Annotated in this window: 21 protein-coding genes; 10 read left to right on the top strand and 11 right to left on the bottom strand. The window is 66.8% G+C overall.

What is annotated here, in order from left to right; translation table 11 throughout:
• Positions 1 to 36: 36 nt before the first annotated feature.
• Positions 37 to 477 carry a DUF3717 domain-containing protein gene (locus tag BM144_RS14060; protein WP_092953299.1) on the bottom strand — a complete coding sequence of 147 codons (441 nt, stop codon included), beginning with the start codon at positions 475 to 477 and terminating at the stop codon, positions 37 to 39.
• 534 nt (positions 478 to 1011) lie between these two features.
• On the opposite strand from BM144_RS14060, the gene BM144_RS14065 reads away from it, so the two are divergent.
• From BM144_RS14065 to BM144_RS14075, 3 genes are all read left to right on the top strand, one after another.
• Positions 1012 to 1746, top strand: coding sequence for a TerC family protein (locus BM144_RS14065; protein WP_092953301.1), 735 nt, complete (start codon positions 1012 to 1014; stop codon positions 1744 to 1746).
• Positions 1747 to 1908: 162 nt separating this feature from the next.
• Positions 1909 to 2388: a hypothetical protein gene (locus BM144_RS14070; protein WP_092953303.1), complete on the top strand. Its 480-nt coding sequence runs from the start codon at positions 1909 to 1911 to the stop codon at positions 2386 to 2388.
• 182 nt (positions 2389 to 2570) lie between these two features.
• Entirely contained in the window at positions 2571 to 2927 is a 357-nt protein-coding gene (locus BM144_RS14075) for a phage holin family protein (protein ID WP_092953305.1), read from the top strand.
• On the opposite strand, the gene BM144_RS14080 is transcribed toward BM144_RS14075, so the two are convergent.
• Positions 2895 to 4427 carry a M48 family metalloprotease gene (locus BM144_RS14080; protein WP_092953394.1) on the bottom strand — a complete coding sequence of 511 codons (1533 nt, stop codon included), beginning with the start codon at positions 4425 to 4427 and terminating at the stop codon, positions 2895 to 2897. The genes BM144_RS14075 and BM144_RS14080 overlap by 33 nt on opposite strands.
• A gap of 263 nt (positions 4428 to 4690) precedes the next feature.
• Here BM144_RS14080 and moaC point away from each other — a divergent pair, with 263 nt between their 5' ends.
• Complete coding sequence (moaC, locus tag BM144_RS14085) at positions 4691 to 5206, top strand: cyclic pyranopterin monophosphate synthase MoaC (RefSeq protein WP_092953307.1); 516 nt, start codon at positions 4691 to 4693, stop codon at positions 5204 to 5206.
• Between the two features lie 17 nt (positions 5207 to 5223).
• Here moaC and BM144_RS14090 read toward each other — a convergent pair whose 3' ends face one another.
• From BM144_RS14090 to sucC, 7 genes are all read right to left on the bottom strand, one after another.
• The gene (locus BM144_RS14090) at positions 5224 to 6909 is read right to left on the bottom strand and encodes a PglL family O-oligosaccharyltransferase (protein WP_092953309.1); all 1686 of its coding nucleotides are present in this window, start codon (positions 6907 to 6909) and stop codon (positions 5224 to 5226) included.
• 55 nt (positions 6910 to 6964) lie between these two features.
• Entirely contained in the window at positions 6965 to 7471 is a 507-nt protein-coding gene (locus BM144_RS14095; RefSeq protein WP_092953311.1) for a pilin, read from the bottom strand.
• Positions 7472 to 7678: 207 nt separating this feature from the next.
• Positions 7679 to 8332 (bottom strand): FHA domain-containing protein, encoded by a 654-nt coding sequence (locus BM144_RS14100; RefSeq protein WP_092953313.1) that lies wholly within the window; start codon positions 8330 to 8332, stop codon positions 7679 to 7681.
• Positions 8333 to 8452: 120 nt separating this feature from the next.
• Positions 8453 to 9262, bottom strand: coding sequence for a Stp1/IreP family PP2C-type Ser/Thr phosphatase (locus tag BM144_RS14105; protein ID WP_092953315.1), 810 nt, complete (start codon positions 9260 to 9262; stop codon positions 8453 to 8455).
• A gap of 263 nt (positions 9263 to 9525) precedes the next feature.
• Entirely contained in the window at positions 9526 to 10212 is a 687-nt protein-coding gene (locus tag BM144_RS14110; RefSeq protein WP_092953317.1) for a TerC family protein, read from the bottom strand.
• A 204-nt stretch (positions 10213 to 10416) separates the two neighbouring features.
• Positions 10417 to 11313, bottom strand: coding sequence for a succinate--CoA ligase subunit alpha (sucD, locus tag BM144_RS14115; RefSeq protein ID WP_092953319.1), 897 nt, complete (start codon positions 11311 to 11313; stop codon positions 10417 to 10419).
• A gap of 15 nt (positions 11314 to 11328) precedes the next feature.
• A complete protein-coding gene (gene sucC, locus BM144_RS14120) occupies positions 11329 to 12489 on the bottom strand; it encodes an ADP-forming succinate--CoA ligase subunit beta (protein WP_092953321.1) in 1161 nt (386 codons plus the stop codon).
• A 167-nt stretch (positions 12490 to 12656) separates the two neighbouring features.
• Between sucC and argC the strand changes: the two genes are divergently transcribed.
• Positions 12657 to 13589 carry an N-acetyl-gamma-glutamyl-phosphate reductase gene (gene argC / locus BM144_RS14125; protein ID WP_092953323.1) on the top strand — a complete coding sequence of 311 codons (933 nt, stop codon included), beginning with the start codon at positions 12657 to 12659 and terminating at the stop codon, positions 13587 to 13589.
• A gap of 30 nt (positions 13590 to 13619) precedes the next feature.
• On the opposite strand, the gene dprA is transcribed toward argC, so the two are convergent.
• Both dprA and BM144_RS14135 read right to left on the bottom strand, forming a co-directional pair.
• Positions 13620 to 14855 (bottom strand): DNA-processing protein DprA, encoded by a 1236-nt coding sequence (gene dprA, locus BM144_RS14130; protein ID WP_092953325.1) that lies wholly within the window; start codon positions 14853 to 14855, stop codon positions 13620 to 13622.
• Positions 14856 to 14937: 82 nt separating this feature from the next.
• Positions 14938 to 16152, bottom strand: coding sequence for a LysM peptidoglycan-binding domain-containing protein (locus BM144_RS14135; protein ID WP_434802668.1), 1215 nt, complete (start codon positions 16150 to 16152; stop codon positions 14938 to 14940).
• A gap of 214 nt (positions 16153 to 16366) precedes the next feature.
• Here BM144_RS14135 and def point away from each other — a divergent pair, with 214 nt between their 5' ends.
• From def to BM144_RS14160, 5 genes are all read left to right on the top strand, one after another.
• Positions 16367 to 16876, top strand: a complete 510-nt coding sequence (def, locus tag BM144_RS14140; protein WP_092953329.1) for a peptide deformylase — start codon at positions 16367 to 16369, stop codon at positions 16874 to 16876.
• On the top strand, positions 16873 to 17376 hold the full coding sequence (locus BM144_RS14145) for a hypothetical protein (protein ID WP_092953331.1): 504 nt from the start codon (positions 16873 to 16875) through the stop codon (positions 17374 to 17376). Before def ends, BM144_RS14145 begins: the two co-directional genes overlap by 4 nt.
• 43 nt (positions 17377 to 17419) lie before the next feature.
• Entirely contained in the window at positions 17420 to 18394 is a 975-nt protein-coding gene (gene fmt, locus BM144_RS14150; protein WP_092953333.1) for a methionyl-tRNA formyltransferase, read from the top strand.
• Between the two features lie 92 nt (positions 18395 to 18486).
• Positions 18487 to 19257 (top strand): AzlC family ABC transporter permease, encoded by a 771-nt coding sequence (locus BM144_RS14155; protein ID WP_175526027.1) that lies wholly within the window; start codon positions 18487 to 18489, stop codon positions 19255 to 19257.
• Positions 19258 to 19291: 34 nt separating this feature from the next.
• Positions 19292 to 19627, top strand: a complete 336-nt coding sequence (locus tag BM144_RS14160; RefSeq protein WP_092953337.1) for an AzlD domain-containing protein — start codon at positions 19292 to 19294, stop codon at positions 19625 to 19627.
• The last annotated feature ends 10 nt before the right edge of the window (positions 19628 to 19637 follow it).

Raw genomic sequence — 19637 nt, forward strand, 5'->3', positions numbered from 1 at the left:
CCCGTCTGTCACGCCGGCCGGCAGGCCGCGCCGCCGTCAGGCCACCGGCGCGCACCCTTCGCGGGCTGCGTGGCCCTCGGCGGCCCGCTCCGCGTAGCGGTTGAACCGCCAGGCCGCGCTTTCGAGGGTGATCCGCCGCCACACGGCACGCTTTTCCACGGGCGTCATCGCCAGCCAGTGCTGCACCTCGCCGAAGCTGCGACCGCAGCCCTTGCACTGCTCATCGCCCTGGCTCGTGGAACAGATGGCGATGCAGGGCGTGTCGGGCGTCGTCTCGTACCAGGCCATCCAGGCGGCCAGCGCCGCGGGGGGCAGCGCCGATTCGTCCACCGTGTCCGCGTGCGCGTAGGCCATGCGCGCATACACCTCGGCCAGCGCCTGCAGCTCGGGCGCCAGGGCCAGCCGGTCGCACGCCGGCGCGCGGGCGCGCCAGTGGTTGATCGCGGCTTCGATGTCGGTGATGTGCAGGGCGGCCATGGGCGGGCAGGAAAAAGGCGGCCGATCTTACCCGCGCGGACACGCCACCACCGGCCGCGGGGCCATAGCCGCGTCCGGGCCCAGACACTGGCGATTGCTATGAAATGAATAGCAAACTAGTGAATAAAGTCGGCGGCATCCGGGCGTTTTCATGCACATCAGGGCATGCCCGGCTTGCGGCGGCTTCAGCCCCTGTGTTCCAATGCGGGCTTCGAGGGGGAGTAGCTCCCGGTCCTGGCGCAACGGCTTTCGTCCGGAGCGCCCGCACCGTCGGTCATGTCGTCAGTACGAAGCAGCAACGCTTCCGGCATTTCCGGGCTTTGGCCGACCGTGTGTCGGCCGGCCGAGCAAGACCTTTGAAAGGCCTGTCATGGGCCGATCAAGGCTGTGCACTCCCCGGCATGGGCGCCTCTCCCGGCGCATCAGACCCAGCGCCCTCCTTGATCGCCCTTGGCGGGCCTTCCGTTTGTGGAGGCGCCGATCACCGCACACCCTGCGAGTCGGCCTCCCATCGCCAATGACAACGAGGAATTTATGGACTTCTTGACTTCGCCCGAGTTCTGGGTCGCGCTGGGGCAGATCATCATCATCGACATCCTGCTGGGTGGCGACAACGCGGTGGTGATCGCCCTCGCCTGCCGCAAGCTGCCGCCCGCGCAGCGCACCAAGGGCATCATCTGGGGCACCGCCGGCGCCATCATCCTGCGCGTGATCCTCATCGCCTTCGCGATGACGCTGCTGAACCTGCCGTTCCTGAAATTCGTCGGCGCCATCCTGCTGGTGTGGATCGGCGTCAAGCTGCTGGCCCCCGACGAAGAAGGCCATGGCAACGTGGCCGAGAGCGACAAGCTGCTCGCCGCCATCAAGACGATCATCGTGGCCGACCTCGTGATGAGCGTGGACAACGTCATCGCGATCGCCGGAGCCGCCCAGAACGCCGGCGATCACTCCCTGCTGCTGGTGGTGCTGGGCCTGCTGATCTCCATCCCGATCATCGTGTGGGGCAGCCAGCTGGTCATCAAGCTCATGGAGCGCTTCCCGCTCATCATCACCGCCGGCGGCATGCTGCTGGGCTGGATCGCCGGCGGCATGCTGGTCACCGACCCGGCCTTCGCCAACCCCGACAAATGGGACTGGATGTTCAAGATCCCGCAGACCGATCTCGTGAAGTACGGTGCCAGCGTGGCCGGTGCCCTCTTCGTGCTGCTCGTCGGCAAGGCCGTGCTGGCACGCCGCACCGCCGCCGCGGCACCGGCAGGACACGGCTGACCGATCGCCCGCGGCGGGCAGCGGAGGAGGCGCGACACGCCTCCACCGCCGCCCGCCGGCACGGAACGCCGGCCCCACCGACATTCTTCAGTGAACTCTGTGCGAGCCGGCGAATCGACCTTCTTCCGACCCAACGCACATCCACCGCAAGGAGAGCCCTTCATGGACAAAGTCATCGTGTACGTGGACGACGCGGCCTACGCGCACCAGATCCTTGCCCCCCTGACCGAGCGCGCCCGTGCGTCCGGCACCCACTGGGTGGTGGTCGCCTGCGCTCCGCGCATGACCCACCGCATCAGCAAGTGGGTGAGCCACAGCGCCCGCGAGAACTGGCGCGCCAAGTGGGCCGACAAGCTGTTCGCCCAGATGCTGCCCTGGCTGCGCACGACCGGCGTGCCGGTCACCCCCGTTCTGGCCAAGGGCCCGCTGGCGGACCTCGTGACCGAACTCCAGGCCGAGCACGGCACGGCCGAGATCGTCGATGCACGCCGCCCCAAACAGGAAGCACCGGCGCCGCAACCCGCAGCGCCCGTGGCCGCCGCCCCCATCGTCATCCGCAAGCCCGCGCCCCGGCGCTGGTCGCTGCCCGGAACGCTCGCCAGCCTGGGCGCGCTGTTCATGCTGGTGGCCGAGCAATCCTGACCGCATGACGCCGCCGGTTCGCCCCGCCGCGCCACCGCAGCGGCTGGCGCGGTCGGCTCCGTCAACCAGGTGAGATGGGCCACCCCGCTGCCGCGCTCGCCGCGCAGCGATCCCCATCGCGCTGCCGCAAACGCGGCTGCGGCATGCGGCGCGCTCGCACCCCGGTGCTATCCTCCTGCGCCATGAAACTCCTCCTCAAATGGGTGCTCAGCGCCGCGGCGCTGCTGTGCGTGACCTACGTGTACGGCGGCGTCGAAGTGCGCAGTTTCGGCTCGGCGATGGTCGCGGCCTTCGTCATCGGGCTCTTCAACGTGGTGCTGCGCCCCATCCTGGTGGTACTCACCCTGCCCGTGACCATCGTGACGCTGGGCCTGTTCCTCTTCGTGATCAACGCGCTCATGTTCTGGGCCGCCGCCTCGGTGCTGGGCGACAGCTTCCAGGTCAACGGCTTCGGCGCCGCGCTCATCGGCTCGCTCATCTACACGGTGCTGGGCATGCTCATCGAATCAGCGCTCGGCGGCCTGTTCCTTAAGAAGTGATTCGGTGGCGCGCAGGCGCGTCTCGATGATCGACGCCTCGATGTAGTCGCCGGCGTCGCCGCCCCGGCTGCCGGTCTTGCGCGCCAGGTCCTGCCCGGCCTTGAAGCGGTCCACCGCCGCCGCATAGTCGTAGCGCGCCACATGCGCCTCGGCCTCCGCGCGGACGGCCCGCAACGGGTGGTTCTCCTGCTGCCACACCCCGGCGAGCAGGTACCAGACCGACGCATCGCGCGGGTGGTTGGTCACCCAGGTCTGCAGCGTGCCGGCCATCTCGCCCGCCCGGTTCAGCCGCAGCAGCGCCTGCGTGCGCAGGACCATTTCCGGCCGGCCGGCGGCCCCGGCCACCGGCACGGACCGGCCCCCGCCCGCTGCAGGCCCCGCACCGATGCTGGCGACACTGAGCGCCGCGGCAGGCCGCTGCGCATCGGGGCCCGCGGCCTCGGTGCCACCGCTACTGCCCGCGGAGGCCGACAACTGCGCCAGCGCGGCCTCCGGCTGGCCCGCGGCCAGCTCGATCTCCGCGCCCAGCAGCCGCGCCTGCCGCTGGCCCGCCGCATCACCCTGCACCGCCTGGTTCAACGACCGCAAGGCAGCGCGGGCACCCCCCATGTCCTGCAACTGCAGGGCGCTCAACGACGCCGCGTACCAGGCGCCCGCGCGCCGGGCCGGCGGCTGCGCGGCGAATCCGCCCGTCTGCGGCTCGTTCACCCACTGCCGCCACACGTCGATGCCGGGCCGTGCCAGTACGCGCGCCCGGGCAGCCATCATCGCGTGCTCCAGCGTGGGTGCCGGCGCAGGCGCCTGGGCCGCGCCCGGAGGCAGGCGCGAATGCAGATCGGCGATCCGCTGCGTGGTGAGCGGGTGGCTGCGCAGATAGGGCCAGCTGCCGTTGTCGTTGATGCGGTTGGCCTGCTGCAGCTTGTCGAACATCGTCACGAACCCCTGCGGCGCAAAACCCGCTGGAGCCATCAACCCGTAGCCCACACGGTCGGCCTCGCGCTCCATGTCGCGCGAGAAGTTGAGCTGGTTCTGCACGGCCAGCGCCTGGCTGCCGATCATCATGGCCTGCCCGGCATTCGGGTTCTTCGCGGCCGCCAGGGCGCCCAGCACCATGGCGCCCAGCATCAGCGGCCCCTGGCGGTTCTGCTGCGTGATCAGGCGGGAAATGTGCCGCTGCGTGACGTGGCTGAGTTCGTGCGCCATCACCGAGGCGAGTTCGTCGCGCGTGGCCACCACGCCGATCAACCCCAGGTGCACGCCGAAATATCCGCCGGGCAGCGCGAAGGCGTTCACCGTGCGGTCACGGCCCAGCAGGATCTCCCAGGCGAAACGCTCGTCCAGTTCCGGCGGCAGCTCGCCCCGTTCCCGGGCCGCCTTGACCAGCGGAAGGAAGATGCCCTGGATGTATTCGTTCAGGACGGCATCGTCGATGTAGTCGGGGTCGCGGTAGATCTCCCGGATGATGCGGTCGCCCAGGCGGCGTTCCTCGCTGGTGGTCATGTCGGCACCGTCGCCCAGCGTCGGCAAGCCGGCCTGGGCCTGCACCGCCGTGATGCCACCGATTCCGGTCGCTATGAAAATGGAAGCTGCCACCGCATGGCGCGCGAGCGCCAGAGGCCGTTGTCGATCGAATGGCACGCAAAGTCTCCCGCACTGTTACGGCCGCAGCCACCCTGGCCGCGACCACCGCACATGACCGTATGATGCCCTGGCCCCCGAACGTTCCGTGCCAGCGAAGGGCCCGCCTGGCCCCTCCTTACCGTATGAGCGACATCCCTGACTCCACGCCCCCCTCCCTCACCCACTTCGACGCCCAAGGGCAGGCCCACATGGTGGATGTCGGCGCCAAGCAGGCCACGCACCGCATCGCCGTCGCCTGCGGCCAGATCGAGATGCTGCCGGAGACGCTCGCGCTCATCGGGTCCGGGTCTGCCAAGAAAGGGGATGTCCTGGGCGTGGCGCGGATCGCCGGCATCATGGCCGCCAAGAAGACCAGCGATCTGATCCCGCTGTGCCATCCGCTGGCCCTCACGCGCGTTGCCCTGGAATTCGAATTGCGCACGCACGAAAGCGCCGTGCTGTGCACGGCGACCGTCGAGACGGTGGGCGCCACCGGCGTGGAGATGGAGGCCCTCACGGCCGTCCAGGTGGCACTTCTCACCATCTACGACATGTGCAAGGCCGCGGACAAAGGCATGGTCATCGGGGGCGTCCGCCTACTGGAGAAACGCGGAGGGAAGTCGGGCAGTTTCTTGGCGCCCGCCTCTCCGGCCCGCTGAGTCCTGCTCCCGCAAGGTCAAGGTTTTGGTGCCTCAGCGCGGCTTGAGGGACAGGCCGCTTGCAGGGACCATTTCTCGATCTGCTCCTCTGCCTTGAGCACGCCGAACCGTCCGAACAGCACCTCATAGACCGTCCATTGCTCCGCCGCTTCCTGGCACCGGTCCTTCCGGACCAGGGCAAGGTAATAGTGGAGGTGGGTGGAAAGCCATGGAAACCGTTCTGCCAAGCGGCGAGCCAGTTCCGGGGATCTACCCTCGTCAGGGGCTTGGGCGTCATTGCGCTGGCTTGCGATCAGTTCGCCATACTGGGTCAACAGTTTGGGAGGCGAATGGTATGTGTGGCGCTGCTCGGCGCTGGTGATGAATTGATTTTCCAGGCGCAATGCCCGGTAATCCTCTTCAATCTTCGAATACTCTATGGCGATAAATGTGCAGGCCGCCAGAGTCACCAAAACCATTCCCTGCCAGATCCTCTTGCCATTTTTTGAAATGTCCCTAACAGCACCGATTTCTGCTTCGAGTGCGCCGGCAAAGAAACCTGCCACCAGAGAGAAATAAAGGTAGGCGTAGGGATACTCCAGCATGCTGTGCACTGCAATGGGCAAGACGATTGCCACATAGCAGAGAGAGTTCTTGCTGATTTTCTTGCCCAGTGCGTCTACGGCTGTTTGCACACACCAGACCCCACCGGCAACCACCAATAAACCCCCGAGCGGTATGCCGAACCACAGCAGCAGATCCAGCAGAAGATTGTGGGCATGGTCGATATTCAGGATAGACGGAAAAACAGAAGCGGCAGCAAAATGGCTCGCGCCCAACCGCAGCCACCCAAAACCTGCCCAGGGCTCTTGCTGGAGCGACCACAGCATCTGCTTCCAGATCTCCAGTCGCCCGGTGGGATTCAACCCTATCCCTGTCCGCAATGCAGTTCCACCCAACCAGGGTGCAATACTGTCCAGGTTGATGTAGATGAGCAGGAACACGAGAAAACAGGGCAGCAACCACCAAAGGGTTTTGGAAAGCCCCACGCGCCGGCCAAAAACCACCAGCAGCAGGCACAGGAAAGCCAGGCTCAGGCCCCCCGTGCGGGATTCCGATACCGCCAGCGCACAGCACAACAAGAGCGCGGTCCCCACCAGTACCCAGCGGTTCAATGACTCTCGGCCATCCAGATAGACCAATACTGCGATCGCCATGACCAGTAAAGTGGCGAAATGGTTGGGCTGCCCGAAATTTGCATACGCACGGCCCCCGCTTTCCAACATCCAGAGACCGAAGCTCGCACCGGTCCATTGCGCCAGACCGATCACGGCGCTGATCGAAGCCGCCACCAGAACGACCAAACACCAAGAACGGACCGAGTAGGCCAGGTATCCGCTGGGGCCTGCTACAGCAGCCTGCGCACCCTGTTGCGCGGCCATTCCGAAAAGCACGGCGAAGATCAGCCCTGCAGCCATATCATCCCGCGGCAAGCCATGCATGGGGCCTTGCAGGAAAATGCAGGCCACCCAAAGAAGCAGCAGCGCCGCAATGCGCGGAGGAAATACCTGCAGATGCCTCCATGGCATCAAAAGGAATATTCCGACCACCATGAAAAACTCGTGGTGGTACGTACTCCAGGGAGGAACTTGATCAGGGGCAATCCACGCCAATAACAGGCTGGCATGCCCGAAAATCATTCGCAGTGACTTGAAGGAAGACATCGTAAAAAAGAAAAAACCTCCCCGAAGGGAGGTTCTTCATGAATCAGCTAGCTGATTACTTGCACGAGCCAGGCGCGTACTTCGCCATGTCGCCCGTGGAGGTGCAGCGCCATTCGGAGATCTGCACGCCGCGGTGTGCAGAATTGCTCGAAGGAACCAGAGCCGTGGTGCTGTTGAGGTAGGGGGTCAGCGTCAGCGAGCCGGTAGGCGAGGACGTGGTAATGCCAAGAGCATTGAAGTTAGGCGTCACGGTGATCACGCCATCGGCCGTGGTCGTGATGCTCTGGACCATCTTGGTCGGGCCAGAACCTGCGGTGTTGGCGGTATTCGCCTCGCAACCCCACGCATTGGTGGTGGAAGGAACGAAGTCAGAACGCATCGTCTGCACGGCTTCGCTGATGGTGGTGCGGCACTGCGAAGCAGCCAGCACCACTTCAGCAGCACGTGCCTTGATGGTGTAGTCCTTGTAAGCCGGCAGGGCCACGGCAGCCAGAATACCGATGATCGCCACCACGATCATCAGTTCGATCAAGGTGAAACCTTGTTGAACGGTACGCTTCATAAATCTCTCCCGGAGGAACAAGTTGCAATGTCAACCTGCAGAAGGATTTCGCAGGCTGACCCATTAAAAGCAGGTTACGTGCCAGGCAAGCGCTGGGCTTCGCCATGCCGGCCACCGCTTCGTTCCGGCCCCGAAGTGACAATCCTGTCACCCACCCTTGTCATCGCTCGTTGCAGACACAACGAAACGTACACGCCCGTCACCTGCTCACTGCTGTTTGAACTCCATCTCGGTACCGGCCAGTTCCAGGCGGTCGCCGTCCTTCAGCAACACAGGTTCCGCGCCCGTCGGCGAGCCATTAAGGCGCGGGTGTTCGATGCCTTCCACATGTGCCAGGACGAACCCGTGGTGGCGCTTGGTGATGGAGGCCACGGCCACCCCGGGCTTGCCGATGGTGGTGACGACCTTCAGCAGAGCCACCTCGCGGCCGGCAGCGGCGCCGGAGATGACGCGGATGGCCGCGTTCAGCGGCACGCTGGGCGCTCCACCCAAAGGGGCAGGCCGGGAATTCAGCGTCCGCGGAGGCAGCATGCCGGGGGTGAAGATCATGGTCTTCTCATAGTTCTCGCCGGCACCCTCGTGGACAAAGCGGATCTTGTATTTGCCCACTTCCACGAGATCGCCGTTGCGCAGAGCCTGGCGTTTGGCCGCCTGACCGTTCACATAGGTGCCATTGGTGCTGCCGATGTCCTCGACCTCCACCGTTTCACCGGCCATGTGGATCACGGCGTGTTCGCCGCTGACGGCCAGGTTGTCGATGACGATGTCGTTGTAGGGGCGGCGCCCCAGCGTCGTGCGCTCCTTGGTCAGCGCCACTTCTTTGATGACCACTCCGTCGATCGACACGATCATTTTGGGCATGAACCGTTCCTCGTCTGTCTAGCTAGCTAATGGATGTCTGCGTCCAGGCCATCTTCATCCAGGCGGCGCCGGGCGCGTGCAGGACAAAAGAAATGGCCAAAAGGGTCATGATCGACCCTTTCAATCGGTACGTAGCAACAATCGTGACACCAGGCCGCGTTTCTTTTCGGTAGCACCCGCCCGGACCAGCAGCACGCTGATGTTGTCGCGGCCGCCGCGGAAATTGGCGGCCTCGATCATGCGGGCGGCGCGGTCAACCAGCGCCCCCGAGCCGGCGGCGATCGCCTCCAGCTCCCCGTCGTCCACCATGTCCGTCAACCCATCCGAGCACAGGATGAACAGGTCGTCGGGCTGCACCACGAATTCATTCACTTCCAGCAGTGCGGTGGACTCGACCCCCAGTGCCCGGGTCACCAGGTTGCGGAATCCGGAGAGCGCCGCCTCTTGCGGCGTGAGGATGCCTGCGTCGACCTGCTCCTGCAGCCAGGAGTGGTCGCGCGTGATCTGGCAGAGAGCGCCGTCGCGCAATCGGTAGCAACGTGAATCGCCGATGTGCCCCAGGACCAGGCGGTCCCCCCGGAACACGGCCACGACGACGGTCGTTCCCATACCGGCGCACTGCGCATTGGATTGGGAGGCCTGGTAGATGGCGCGATTGGCGGATTCGACACAGGTCTCCATCGCCAGCCGCAGATCGCCCGGCACGGCACTGCGCCCATCGTCTTCCAGCCATTGGACGAGGCCCTGCTGGATCAACTCGGTCGCCATGCGGCTGGCGACCTCGCCCGCGTTGTACCCTCCCATGCCATCGGCCAGGACCGCCACCTGGCTGCCGATGTCGACCGTCACGGCGTCTTCATTGTTCGACCGCACGCGCCCCTGGTCGGTCAAGGCACAGAATTCGTACACCAGAGAGGAAGACGTGCTCATGCCGCAGCCGCCTCGGAAAAAGGCAGCAGGAGAGGCATCTCCGGAGGAATGACGTTATCGAACGCCGACGTCATCCCCTTCATTACGGCCATGTGAAGTTCCCCATATCTTTTCCCTATGCGTCGCGTGCCGCATCATAGACGAGGCACCAACGCCGGGACGTTTATCAGGGGGCAAACCACCGTCCCAGGGTTGCACTCCTACAGGAGGCAACTGCATTGCCGGTGGCCGAGACGAATGGCAGGCCGGCAAAGGGCGCTGGTTCAGGCGGCAGCTTGCCTCTGGGACCGCAGTTGCAACAGCTTGCCCACGCCGATGACGAAGGCTGCGCCCAGCGCTGCCGCGACGTAGTGGAGCGAAGGATGCGCTACGGCAAAGTCGTGCAGCGATGCGTCGCTGGCGATGGTCTCGCCGCCCACCCAGCCGATCAGGCCTGCGCCCAGCAACACGATGACGGGAAAACGCTCCATGAGCTTGATCATGAGCGTGCTGCCGAAAATGACGAGCGGAATGCTGATGGCCAGGCCCAGGATGAGCAGCACCATGTTGCCGTGGGCCGCAGCCGCCACGGCGATGACGTTGTCCAGGCTCATCACCAGGTCCGCGATCAGGATGGTCCTTACGGCAGTCATGAGGCCCGAATGGGTGCCGCTGCTTTCTTCCTCTTCGTCCCCGTCGGCCATGAGCTGCAGGCCAATCCAGAGCAGCAGGCAACCGCCGATGATCTGCAGGAAAGACAGTTCGAGCAGCTTCGCCGCCACCACGGTCAACGCGATCCGCAGCACGACGGCGGCACCGGAGCCCCAGAAAATGGCCTGCTTCTGCTGATGCGGCGGGAGCGAGCGGGCGGCGAGCGCAATAACGACAGCGTTGTCGCCCGACAGGATGATGTTGATCCAGACGATCTTGATCAGACCGATCCAGAAATCGGCGGACTGCAGTAATTCCATGAGAGTTGCTCCACTGTTATGAATGCAAGAAGCGCCCGAAACCTGCGTTTCGGGCGCTTCTCTTTTTTGGAGCGATCAGTGTAGCGCCGGTGCAATTCCCGGTCGTGCGTAGTTTTGCTTAGGCACTTGCCGGTTGCGGCCGCTCACTCCGCCGCGCGTTCATCCCGCTTCTGCCGCGGGGCGCGCGACGGGCCTGCCTGCAGCTTACTTGAGCTGGGCCTTGAGCAACTTGCCCAGTTCGGACGGATTGCGCGTGATGACGAAACCGGACTCTTCCATGATCGCGAGCTTGGCATCGGCCGTGTCGGCGCCGCCAGAGATCAGCGCGCCAGCATGGCCCATGCGCTTGCCGGGAGGGGCGGTGACGCCAGCGATGAAGCCCACGATAGGCTTCTTCATGTTGGCCTTGCACCATTGCGCGGCTTCGGCTTCGTCCGGACCGCCGATTTCACCGATCATGATGACGGCGTCGGTGTCGGGGTCTTCGTTGAAGGCCTTCATCACGTCGATGTGCTTGAGGCCGTTGATGGGGTCGCCACCGATGCCCACGGCGCTCGACTGGCCCAGGCCGACTTCGGTCAGCATGGCCACGGCTTCATACGTCAGCGTGCCCGAACGGGACACGACGCCGATGCGGCCCTTGCGGTGGATGTGGCCGGGCATGATGCCGATCTTGATCTCGTCGGGCGTGATCAGGCCGGGGCAGTTGGGGCCCAGCAGCAGGGTCCGCTTGCCACCGGCGGCTTCCTTGGCCTTCATCTTGTTGCGCACTTCGAGCATGTCGCGCACCGGGATGCCTTCGGTGATGCAGATCGCCATGTCCAGGTCGGCCTCGACGGCTTCCCAGATGGCGGCGGCAGCGCCTGCGGGCGGCACATAGATCACCGACACGGTCGCGCCGGTCTGCGATGCGGCTTCCTTGACGGAGGCGTAGATCGGGATGTTGAAGATCGACTCGCCGGCCTTCTTGGGGTTCACGCCCGCCACGAAGGCATTCTTGCCGTTCGCGTATTCCTGGCACTTTTCGGTATGGAACTGGCCCGTCTTGCCCGTGATGCCCTGGGTGATGACCTTGGTATCTTTGTTGATGTAGATCGACATGTTTTTTCTCCGGGCTTACTTGACGGCAGCAACGATCTTGGTCGCAGCTTCGGCCATGGTGTCTGCGGCGATGATGGGCAGGCCGGATTCGGCCAGCATCTTCTTGCCCAGCTCTTCGTTGGTGCCCTTCATGCGCACGACCAGCGGCACGTTCAGGTTCACGGCCTTGCAGGCGGTGATCACACCGGTGGCGATGGTGTCGCACTTCATGATGCCGCCGAAGATGTTGACCAGGATGCCTTCGACCTTGGGGTTCTTCAGCATGATCTTGAAGGCTTCGGTGACCTTCTCGGGGGTGGCACCACCGCCCACGTCCAGGAAGTTGGCCGGCTCGCCGCCGAACAGCTTGATGGTGTCCATGGTGGCCATGGCCAGGCCCGCGCCGTTCACCAGGCAACCGATGTTGCCGTCCAGGCTGATGTAGGCCAGGTCGAACTTGGAGGCTTCCACTTCGGCCGGATCTTCTTCGTCCAGATCGCGGTATGCCACGATTTCAGGATGGCGGAACAGGGCGTTGGCGTCGAAGTTGAACTTAGCGTCCAGGGCCATCAGGTCGCCCTTGGAGTCGCAGTTCAGCGGATTGATTTCCACCAGCGACGCGTCGGTTTCCATGTAGCACTTGTAGATCTTCGAGAAGATGTCCACGGCCTGGTCGATGGAAGCACCAGTCAGGCCAATGGCGGCCGCGACCTTCTTGCTCTGCTCGGTGGTGATGCCGGCGATGGGGTCGATCATCTCGGTGATGATCTTCTCGGGCGTGGAGTGGGCCACTTCCTCGATGTCCATGCCGCCTTCGCTGGAGGCGATCAGGGCGACCTTCTGCGTGGCGCGGTCGGTGACCAGCGAGACGTAGAGTTCGTTCTTGATGTCGGCGCCGTCTTCGATGTAGAGGCGGCGGACCTTCTGGCCTTCGGGACCGGTCTGGTGCGTCTTGAGCTGCATGCCCAGGATCTCGCCAGCGAGCTTCTTGACGTCGTCGATGGTCTTGGCGACCTTGACGCCGCCACCCTTGCCACGGCCACCGGCGTGGATCTGGGCCTTGACCACCCACACGGGGCCGCCGAGCTTCTGTGCGGCTTCCACGGCTTCCTGCACCGTGAAAGCAGGAATGCCGCGCGGAACGGGCACACCGAAACTGCGCAAGATTTCCTTGCCTTGGTATTCGTGAATCTTCATGAGGTCTCTCTCAGGGGAAAGATGGTGGTACCCGTTTGCCATGACCGGATGTCTGGCCGCGGGCGGGTGACATGGCAACCGGCGACTGTATCATGCTGCGACGCACCATCGTTTGCGGGAGTCACGTACCCGGCCTCCCGTATTTCCCCTTTCCAGGAGACACCCCCATGGCCAAAATCTTCATCGACGGCGAAGCCGGCACCACGGGCCTGCAGATCCGCGAACGCCTGCAGGCAATGCCGGAGGTGGAACTCGTGAGCATCGCGCCCGAGCTGCGCAAGGACCCGGCTGCCAAGCGGGATCTGATCGCAGGCGTGGACCTGGTGGTGCTGTGCCTGCACGACGACGCGGCCCGCGAGACCGTCGCCCTGGTCGATTCGATCGCAGCGCAGACGGGCCGCACGATCAAGGTGATCGACGCCAGCACGGCGCACCGCACGGCCCCGGGCTGGGTCTTCGGCTTCCCCGAACTGGCGGCCGGCCAGCGCGAAGCCGTGGAAGGCGCCACGCGCGTGTCGAATCCGGGCTGCTACGCCACGGGCGCGATCGCCCTGTTGCGGCCCCTGGTCGATGCAGGCTTGGTGCCGGCCGACTATCCGGTCGCGCTGCCGTCGGTGAGCGGCTACAGCGGCGGCGGGCGCACGATGATCGAGGCCTACGAGAAAGGCGACGCCGCTCCCTTCGAGATGTATGGCCTGGGCCTGACGCACAAGCACCTGCCCGAAATCATGAAATACACCGGCCTCACGCGCCGGCCGATCTTCGTGCCTTCCGTGGGCAATTTCGCGCAGGGCATGCTGGTGCAGTTGCCGCTGCACCTGGACCTGCTGCCCGGCGCCCCCAAGGGCGCCGACCTGCACGAGGCGCTCACCGCGCACTACGCCGCCAGCAACACGCCGGAACAATGGGTCCGCGTACTGCCGCCCACCGAGGACGGCAAGCTCGATGCGCTGGCGCTCAACGGAACCAACACGCTGGAACTCCGCGTCTTCGCGAATGAAAGCCACCGCCATGCCGTGCTCGTGGCGCGGCTGGACAACCTCGGCAAGGGCGCCAGCGGCGCGGCGGTGCAGAACCTCAAGCTGATGCTGGGCCTGTGACGCCCTGATTCCGGCAGCAGGGTGCGGCGGTCAGCCCAGCGCCATGCGCTGGAAACGGCCACCGGGCAGGCGGGCCACGTGGCCCTCCATTTCCAGTTCGAACAGCGCCACCTGCAGCCGGGCAGCGTCCAGGCCGGTCCGCGCCACCAGGGCGTCGAGGCCGACGGGATCGAACCCGAGCGCGGACAGCAACGGGCCATGCGGCCCGCTCTCCGCGGCCACGGGGTCGGCCGCCGTGTCGTCGGTCACGTTCCCCGTTGCTGCAAATTCACCCGCCGGGCGGGATGCGCGGACCAGGGACGGCGGCATGCGCAGCTCCTCCAGCACATCCTGCGCAGATTCCACGAGCTTGGCTCCCTGGCGGATGAGCGCATGGCAGCCACGCGACTGCGGGGCATGGATGGAGCCGGGGATGGCGAAGACCTCGCGCCCCTGCTCGGAAGCCAGACGGGCCGTGACCAGCGAGCCGGAGGCGAGTGCGGCCTCCACCACCAGCGTCCCCTGGGAGAGCCCCGCGATCAGCCGATTGCGCTTCGGGAAATTGGGCGCCAGGGGCGGCGTACCCAGCGGGTATTCGCTCAGGACCACACCCTGCCGGGCGATGTGCCGCGCCAGCGCAAGGTTGCGGCTCGGGTACACACGGTCCAGGCCGGTTCCGACGACGGCCAGGGTGGCGGGCAGGCCACCGCTGTCGCCGTCTGGGGGCGGTTCGGCCTCCAGCGCGCCTTCATGGGCCGCGGCATCGACCCCGAGCGCCAGCCCGGAAACGATGCACAGGCCGGTGCTCCGCAGTGCCCGCGCAAACTGCCGGGCATTGTCGGCGCCCTGGGCCGTGGGATTGCGGCTGCCGACGATGGCCAGGCAGCGATCCAGCGGCCAGCGCGAGGGCCCCTCGCCGTCCAGCCACTGCGCGGCCCCCATCAGGTACAGCAGCAACGGGGGGTCTTCGATGGTGAGCAACGCGGGAGGGTAGGCAGCATCGCCCAGGGTCACGATGCGGCGCACGGGCGCGCCATCCGCTTCGCCCTCGGGCGGCGTGCCGTGCAGCCATTGCCATGTGGTGGCCACGAGCGCCGCCAGTGACGGCGGCTCCGTGCACAACGCCCGGGCCTGCGCCGCCGTGGCGTGCGCGCGGAGGCCGTCTTCCGGTTGCGCAAAGATCTGTTGGGGGAGGCCGAAGGCGCTCAGCAGCCGCCGGGCCGTGCCGTTGCCCACGCCAGCGGTGAGCGTGAGCCGCAGCCATGCGCTGAGTTCGTCGCGTTGCATGCGGACGAGTACCGGGTCGGAAGGGTCATCGGGCGCTCGGGCGGGCTGCGGTGCAGCGGCTGCCCGGGGCGCTCCTACGCCCTCACTGCGGATTGACGAGGCGGTCGCCCACGCGCACACCCTGCTGCACCTGCAGCAGGAGCACGTACGAGATGCGGTCGAAGGTGCGGAAGACCATGGCCGTGCCGTTGGCCTCGCTGGGCAGCTTGATGGTGGCGCGGTCTTCGTCCGTCTTGTCGACCACGCGCTCACCCTTGGTCAGCACGGTCAGCACGAGGCCGGGCTCCATGCCGTCGCGGGTACCGCGGTTGATCGTGACCACCTGGTTCTGCGCTGCGTAGGCAACGGCGGAGCTGCCGTAGATGGACACTACGCGGGCGTCCACCGGCGACTGGGGCGCACGCGGCGTGTAGCTCACGTAGCCACGCTCGGGCGCGGGCAGCAGCCGGTCGCCGAAGCGCACTTCTTCCTTCGCGCCCGACAGGTCGATGGTGGCGGGCACCACGTCGAGGGTCGCGCCGCCCTTCGGGGTGCGGGTCTCTTCCGTGGACTCGCCGCGCACCAGTTCTGCCTTCGCGACGTACTGGGCTTCGTAGCCGAGGATCTCGCCGGTCTCGGGGTCCTTCATGGGGATGGCGTTCCGGAACACGCGGTACTGCCGCGGCACGCCCGGATCCAGGCGCAACGGGCGGCCGGACGGGCCGCGCACGTAGGCGCGGTCGCCGTTGGCCATCAGCACGCGCTCGTCGACGGTCGCAACGATGCGCGGGGTCTGGGAGAGGGCCAGCTCGTCCACGACGAGCGGCTCGACCAGGAAGGGCTCGATGAGGTGCGGCTGCAGCGTGGGCAATGCCGTGCCGGCCAGGCTGTCGGTGCGCGTGCGCGGGGAGACGCGGACGGTCTCGGTATCGCCGCTGGCACCGCCGGGGGTGGTGCGCAGGCGGGCGTAGCCGTCCACCTTCTCGAGGTAGAGGGTCTGGCCCGGGTAGATGAGGTGCGGGTTCGGAATGGCCTGGAGGTTCATGCCCCACAGTTCGGGCCAGCGCCAGGGCCGCTGCAGGTACATGCCGGAGATGGCCCAGAGCGTGTCGCCGCGCTTGACCACGTACGTATCCGGTGCGGTGGGCGAGAGTTCGGAGAGCGGGACGCCGCGCGAGGCCACCTGCTGCGCCGTGGCGCGCTGGTCGGAGGTGATGGGATAGTTCTGCGCATGCCCGGCCAGGGGAGCCACGAGGGCGGCGGCCGCCAGCGCCAGAGCGCCCAGCGCCGGAACCCGCAGGCGGGTGGATACGTTCATATTCTCGATCCCGTTGCTCTTGTCAGCACACATTGCAAAACGCCCCTCGCTGGCAGCGGGCCGTCTTGTTTGGTGACAAAACTCGCCGGCCGATACGTTACAAACCACCGCGGATTCTGGGCCCAAGCCCTGGATCGGGCAACGATTATTGCGGCGGCCCGCGACGCCGCCGCGCGAAAGTGGCGAAAATAGCGACATCTTTGCCCGTCCCGCCATGGCCCTCCTTCCCATCCTCTGCTATCCCGACCCGCGCCTGCACAAGGTGGCCCAACCCGTCCAGGCCGTGGACGACCGCGTGCGCGCCCTGCTGGACGACATGTTCGAGACGATGTACGACGCGAAGGGCATCGGCCTCGCGGCCACGCAGGTGGACGTGCACGAGCGCATCATCACGATGGATGTCTCCGAGGAACACGACGCCCCGCTCGTCCTCATCAACCCCGAGATCCTCTGGGCCAGCGACGACAAGGAGATGGGCGAGGAAGGCTGCCTCTCCGTGCCCGGCATCTACGACGGCGTCGAGCGGTCCACCGCGGTGCGCGTGCAGGCCCTCGATGCGCAGGGCCAGTCCCGCGTGATCGAGGCCGAGGGCCTGCTGGCCATCTGCATCCAGCACGAGATGGACCACCTGCTGGGCAAGGTGTTCGTCGAATACCTCTCCCCCCTCAAGCGCAACCGCATCAAGACCAAGATGGTCAAGCAGCAGCGGGAGAACCGGGCATGACCGGCCGCCTGCACGCGCTGTGGCGCTGTGCGATCGCGGCCGGGCTGGCGGCGCTGCTCGCCGCCTGCGCCTCGCCCGACTTCCTGAAGCCGGGCGCGCACCGCGAGGACGTGCTGCGCGAGATGGGCCGCCCCTATTCGTCCTCCGCCCTGCCCGGCGGCGGCGAGCGCATGCTCTACAGCACGCAGCCCGCGGGCCGGCAGGTCTACCACCTCGATTTCGATGCGCAGGGCCGCCTCGTGCGCCGCGACCAGGTCCTCACTTTCCAGAACCTCGCGGGCATCCCGGCCGGCACGTCGTTCGAGGAAGTCCGCCGCTTCTTCGGCCCGCCGATGCGCGTGGAGCAGGTGGCGCGCTTCGACGGCGACATCTGGACCTACCGATTCCGGGACGACATGGGCACGCGCCGCTTCGCGCACGTGCACATCGACCGCCGCGGCGTGGTGCAGAAGGTGATGTTCACCGACGAGCCCGATCCGCGCGACTGGCCCCCTTTCTGACCGACCCGGCGCCCTCCCGGCGGGCGCCCCCTTTCCTGCTGCCATGAAGACCATTTTTGCGGGCACACCCGACTTCGCGCGGGTGGCCCTGGAACGCCTGTTGGCCGCCGGCATCGAGGTGCCGCTCGTGCTCACCCAGCCCAACCGCCCCGCCGGCCGCGGCATGAAGCTGCAGGCCTCGCCCGTCAAGCAGTGCGCCCTGGACCGCGGCATTCCCGTGGCGCAGCCGCGCGGCCTGCGGCTGGACGGTAAGTTCCCGGAAGACGCCGCCGCCGCGCGCGCGGCCCTGGAGGCCGCCGGGGCCGATGCGATGGTGGTCGCGGCCTATGGCCTGATCCTGCCGCAGTGGGTGCTCGACCTGCCCCGGCTCGGCTGCCTCAACATCCACGCGAGCCTGCTGCCGCGCTGGCGCGGCGCCGCGCCCATCCACCGCGCCATCGAAGCGGGCGATGCCGAGACCGGCGTGACCATCATGCAGATGGACGCGGGCCTCGACACCGGCGCCATGCTGCTGGTGGAAAGAACCCCCATCGCGCCGGCCGACACCACAGCCACGCTGCACGACCGGCTGGCCGGCCTGGGTGGGCGCCTGATCGTGGAGGCGCTGGAGCTGGCGGCCTGCGGCGGACTCACCGCCACGCCCCAGCCGCCCGAGGGCGTGACCTACGCCCACAAGATCGAGAAGGCCGAGAGCGCCATCGACTGGGGCCTGGCCGCCGAGGCCATCGACCGGCGCGTGCGCGCGTTCGACCCGTTCCCCGGGGCATCGACGCAGCTCGGCGCGGAAACCATCAAGGTGTGGGCCTGCGAGCCCACGGGCGCGGCGGCCCCGGCGGGCGCCGCTGCCGGGCAGATCCTGGCCGTGGAAGACGCCGGCGTGGACGTGGCCTGCGGCTCGGGCGTGCTGCGCCTGGCCGTGCTGCAGCGCGCGGGCGGCAAGCGGCTGCCGGTGGGGGATTTCCTGCGCGGCCACCCGCTGGCGCCGGGCCTGGTGTTCGGCGGCGGAGCGCCCGCATGAGCGTGGACGGCGGATCCCCGGCGGCGTCCACGGCACCGCAGGCGGCGCCGTCCGCCGGCGAGATCGTGCGCCACCCCTACTTCCGGCTGGGCATGACCGACATGATCGGCACCAGCGTGGGCATCGGCGCGTGGGGCCTCGTGACCGGCGTGGCGATGGTCAAGAGCGGGCTGTCGGTCCCGATGGCGATCTTCATGTCGCTCACGGTGTATGCCGGCAGCGCGCAGCTCTCGGTGCTGCCGCTGCTCTCCGCGGGCGCGCCGCTCTGGGTGATGTGGCTCGCGGCTTCGTGCGTGAACCTGCGCTTCGTCATCTTCAGCAGCATGTGGCGCAGCTACTTCTCGTGGCTGCCGCGCCGCCAGCGCCTGGCGGTGGGCTATTTCAGCGGCGACGTGATCTTCGTGGCCTTCATGAAGCGCTTTCCCAAGCCCGAGCCGCAGGCCGAGCAGGTGCCCTATTTCTGGGGCGCGGCGGTGCTCAACTGGTGCTCTTGGCAGATCCCCTCGATCGCCGGCATCCTGTTCGCGAACGCGGTGCCGCTGTCCTGGGGCCTGGGCTTCGCGGGCGTGCTGGCGCTGCTGGGCGTGCTGCTGTCCATGCTGTTCGACCGGGCCACGTGGCTGGCCACGGGCGTGGCGATGACGGCAGCGATCGCCGCGTTCTCGCTGCCGCTCAAGCTCAACATCCTCGTCGCGATCGCGGCCGCGGTGGCGGCGGGCCTCATCATCGAGACGGTGGACCGCCACCTGCGCCGCCGGCCCGAGGTGCGGCTGGTGCCCGCGCACGGTGCGCTGCGGCCCCAGGAGAAGAAGGACGTGGAAGACGGCGACGTGGTGCCGCTGCGCGAGGAGGAACACCCATGACAGGCGACAGCAGGCACGGCGACCGGGAGGCGGCATGGACGCTTCGGTGACGGAAACCGCGATCGCGATCCTCGGGCTGGCGGTGATCACGCTGGTGACGCGCGCCTTCTTCATGATCCCCGAGAACGAAGTGCCGATGCCCGACTGGCTCAAGCGCGGCCTCAAATACGCGCCGCTCGCCGCGCTGGCGGCGGTGATCGCGCCCGAGCTGTTCATGTCGCGCGGCGAATTGATCGGCACGCTGCAGGATGCGCGCCTGCCGGCCATGGCCTGCGCCGTGGCCTATTACTTCTGGCGCCGCGGCATCCTGGGCACGATCTGCGTGGGCATGGCGGTCTACCTGCCGCTGCACATCGGCCTGGGCTGGTAGCGCCGCGGCC

This window comes from Paracidovorax konjaci (genome assembly GCF_900112675.1).
GTDB lineage: Bacteria > Pseudomonadota > Gammaproteobacteria > Burkholderiales > Burkholderiaceae_C > Paracidovorax > Paracidovorax konjaci.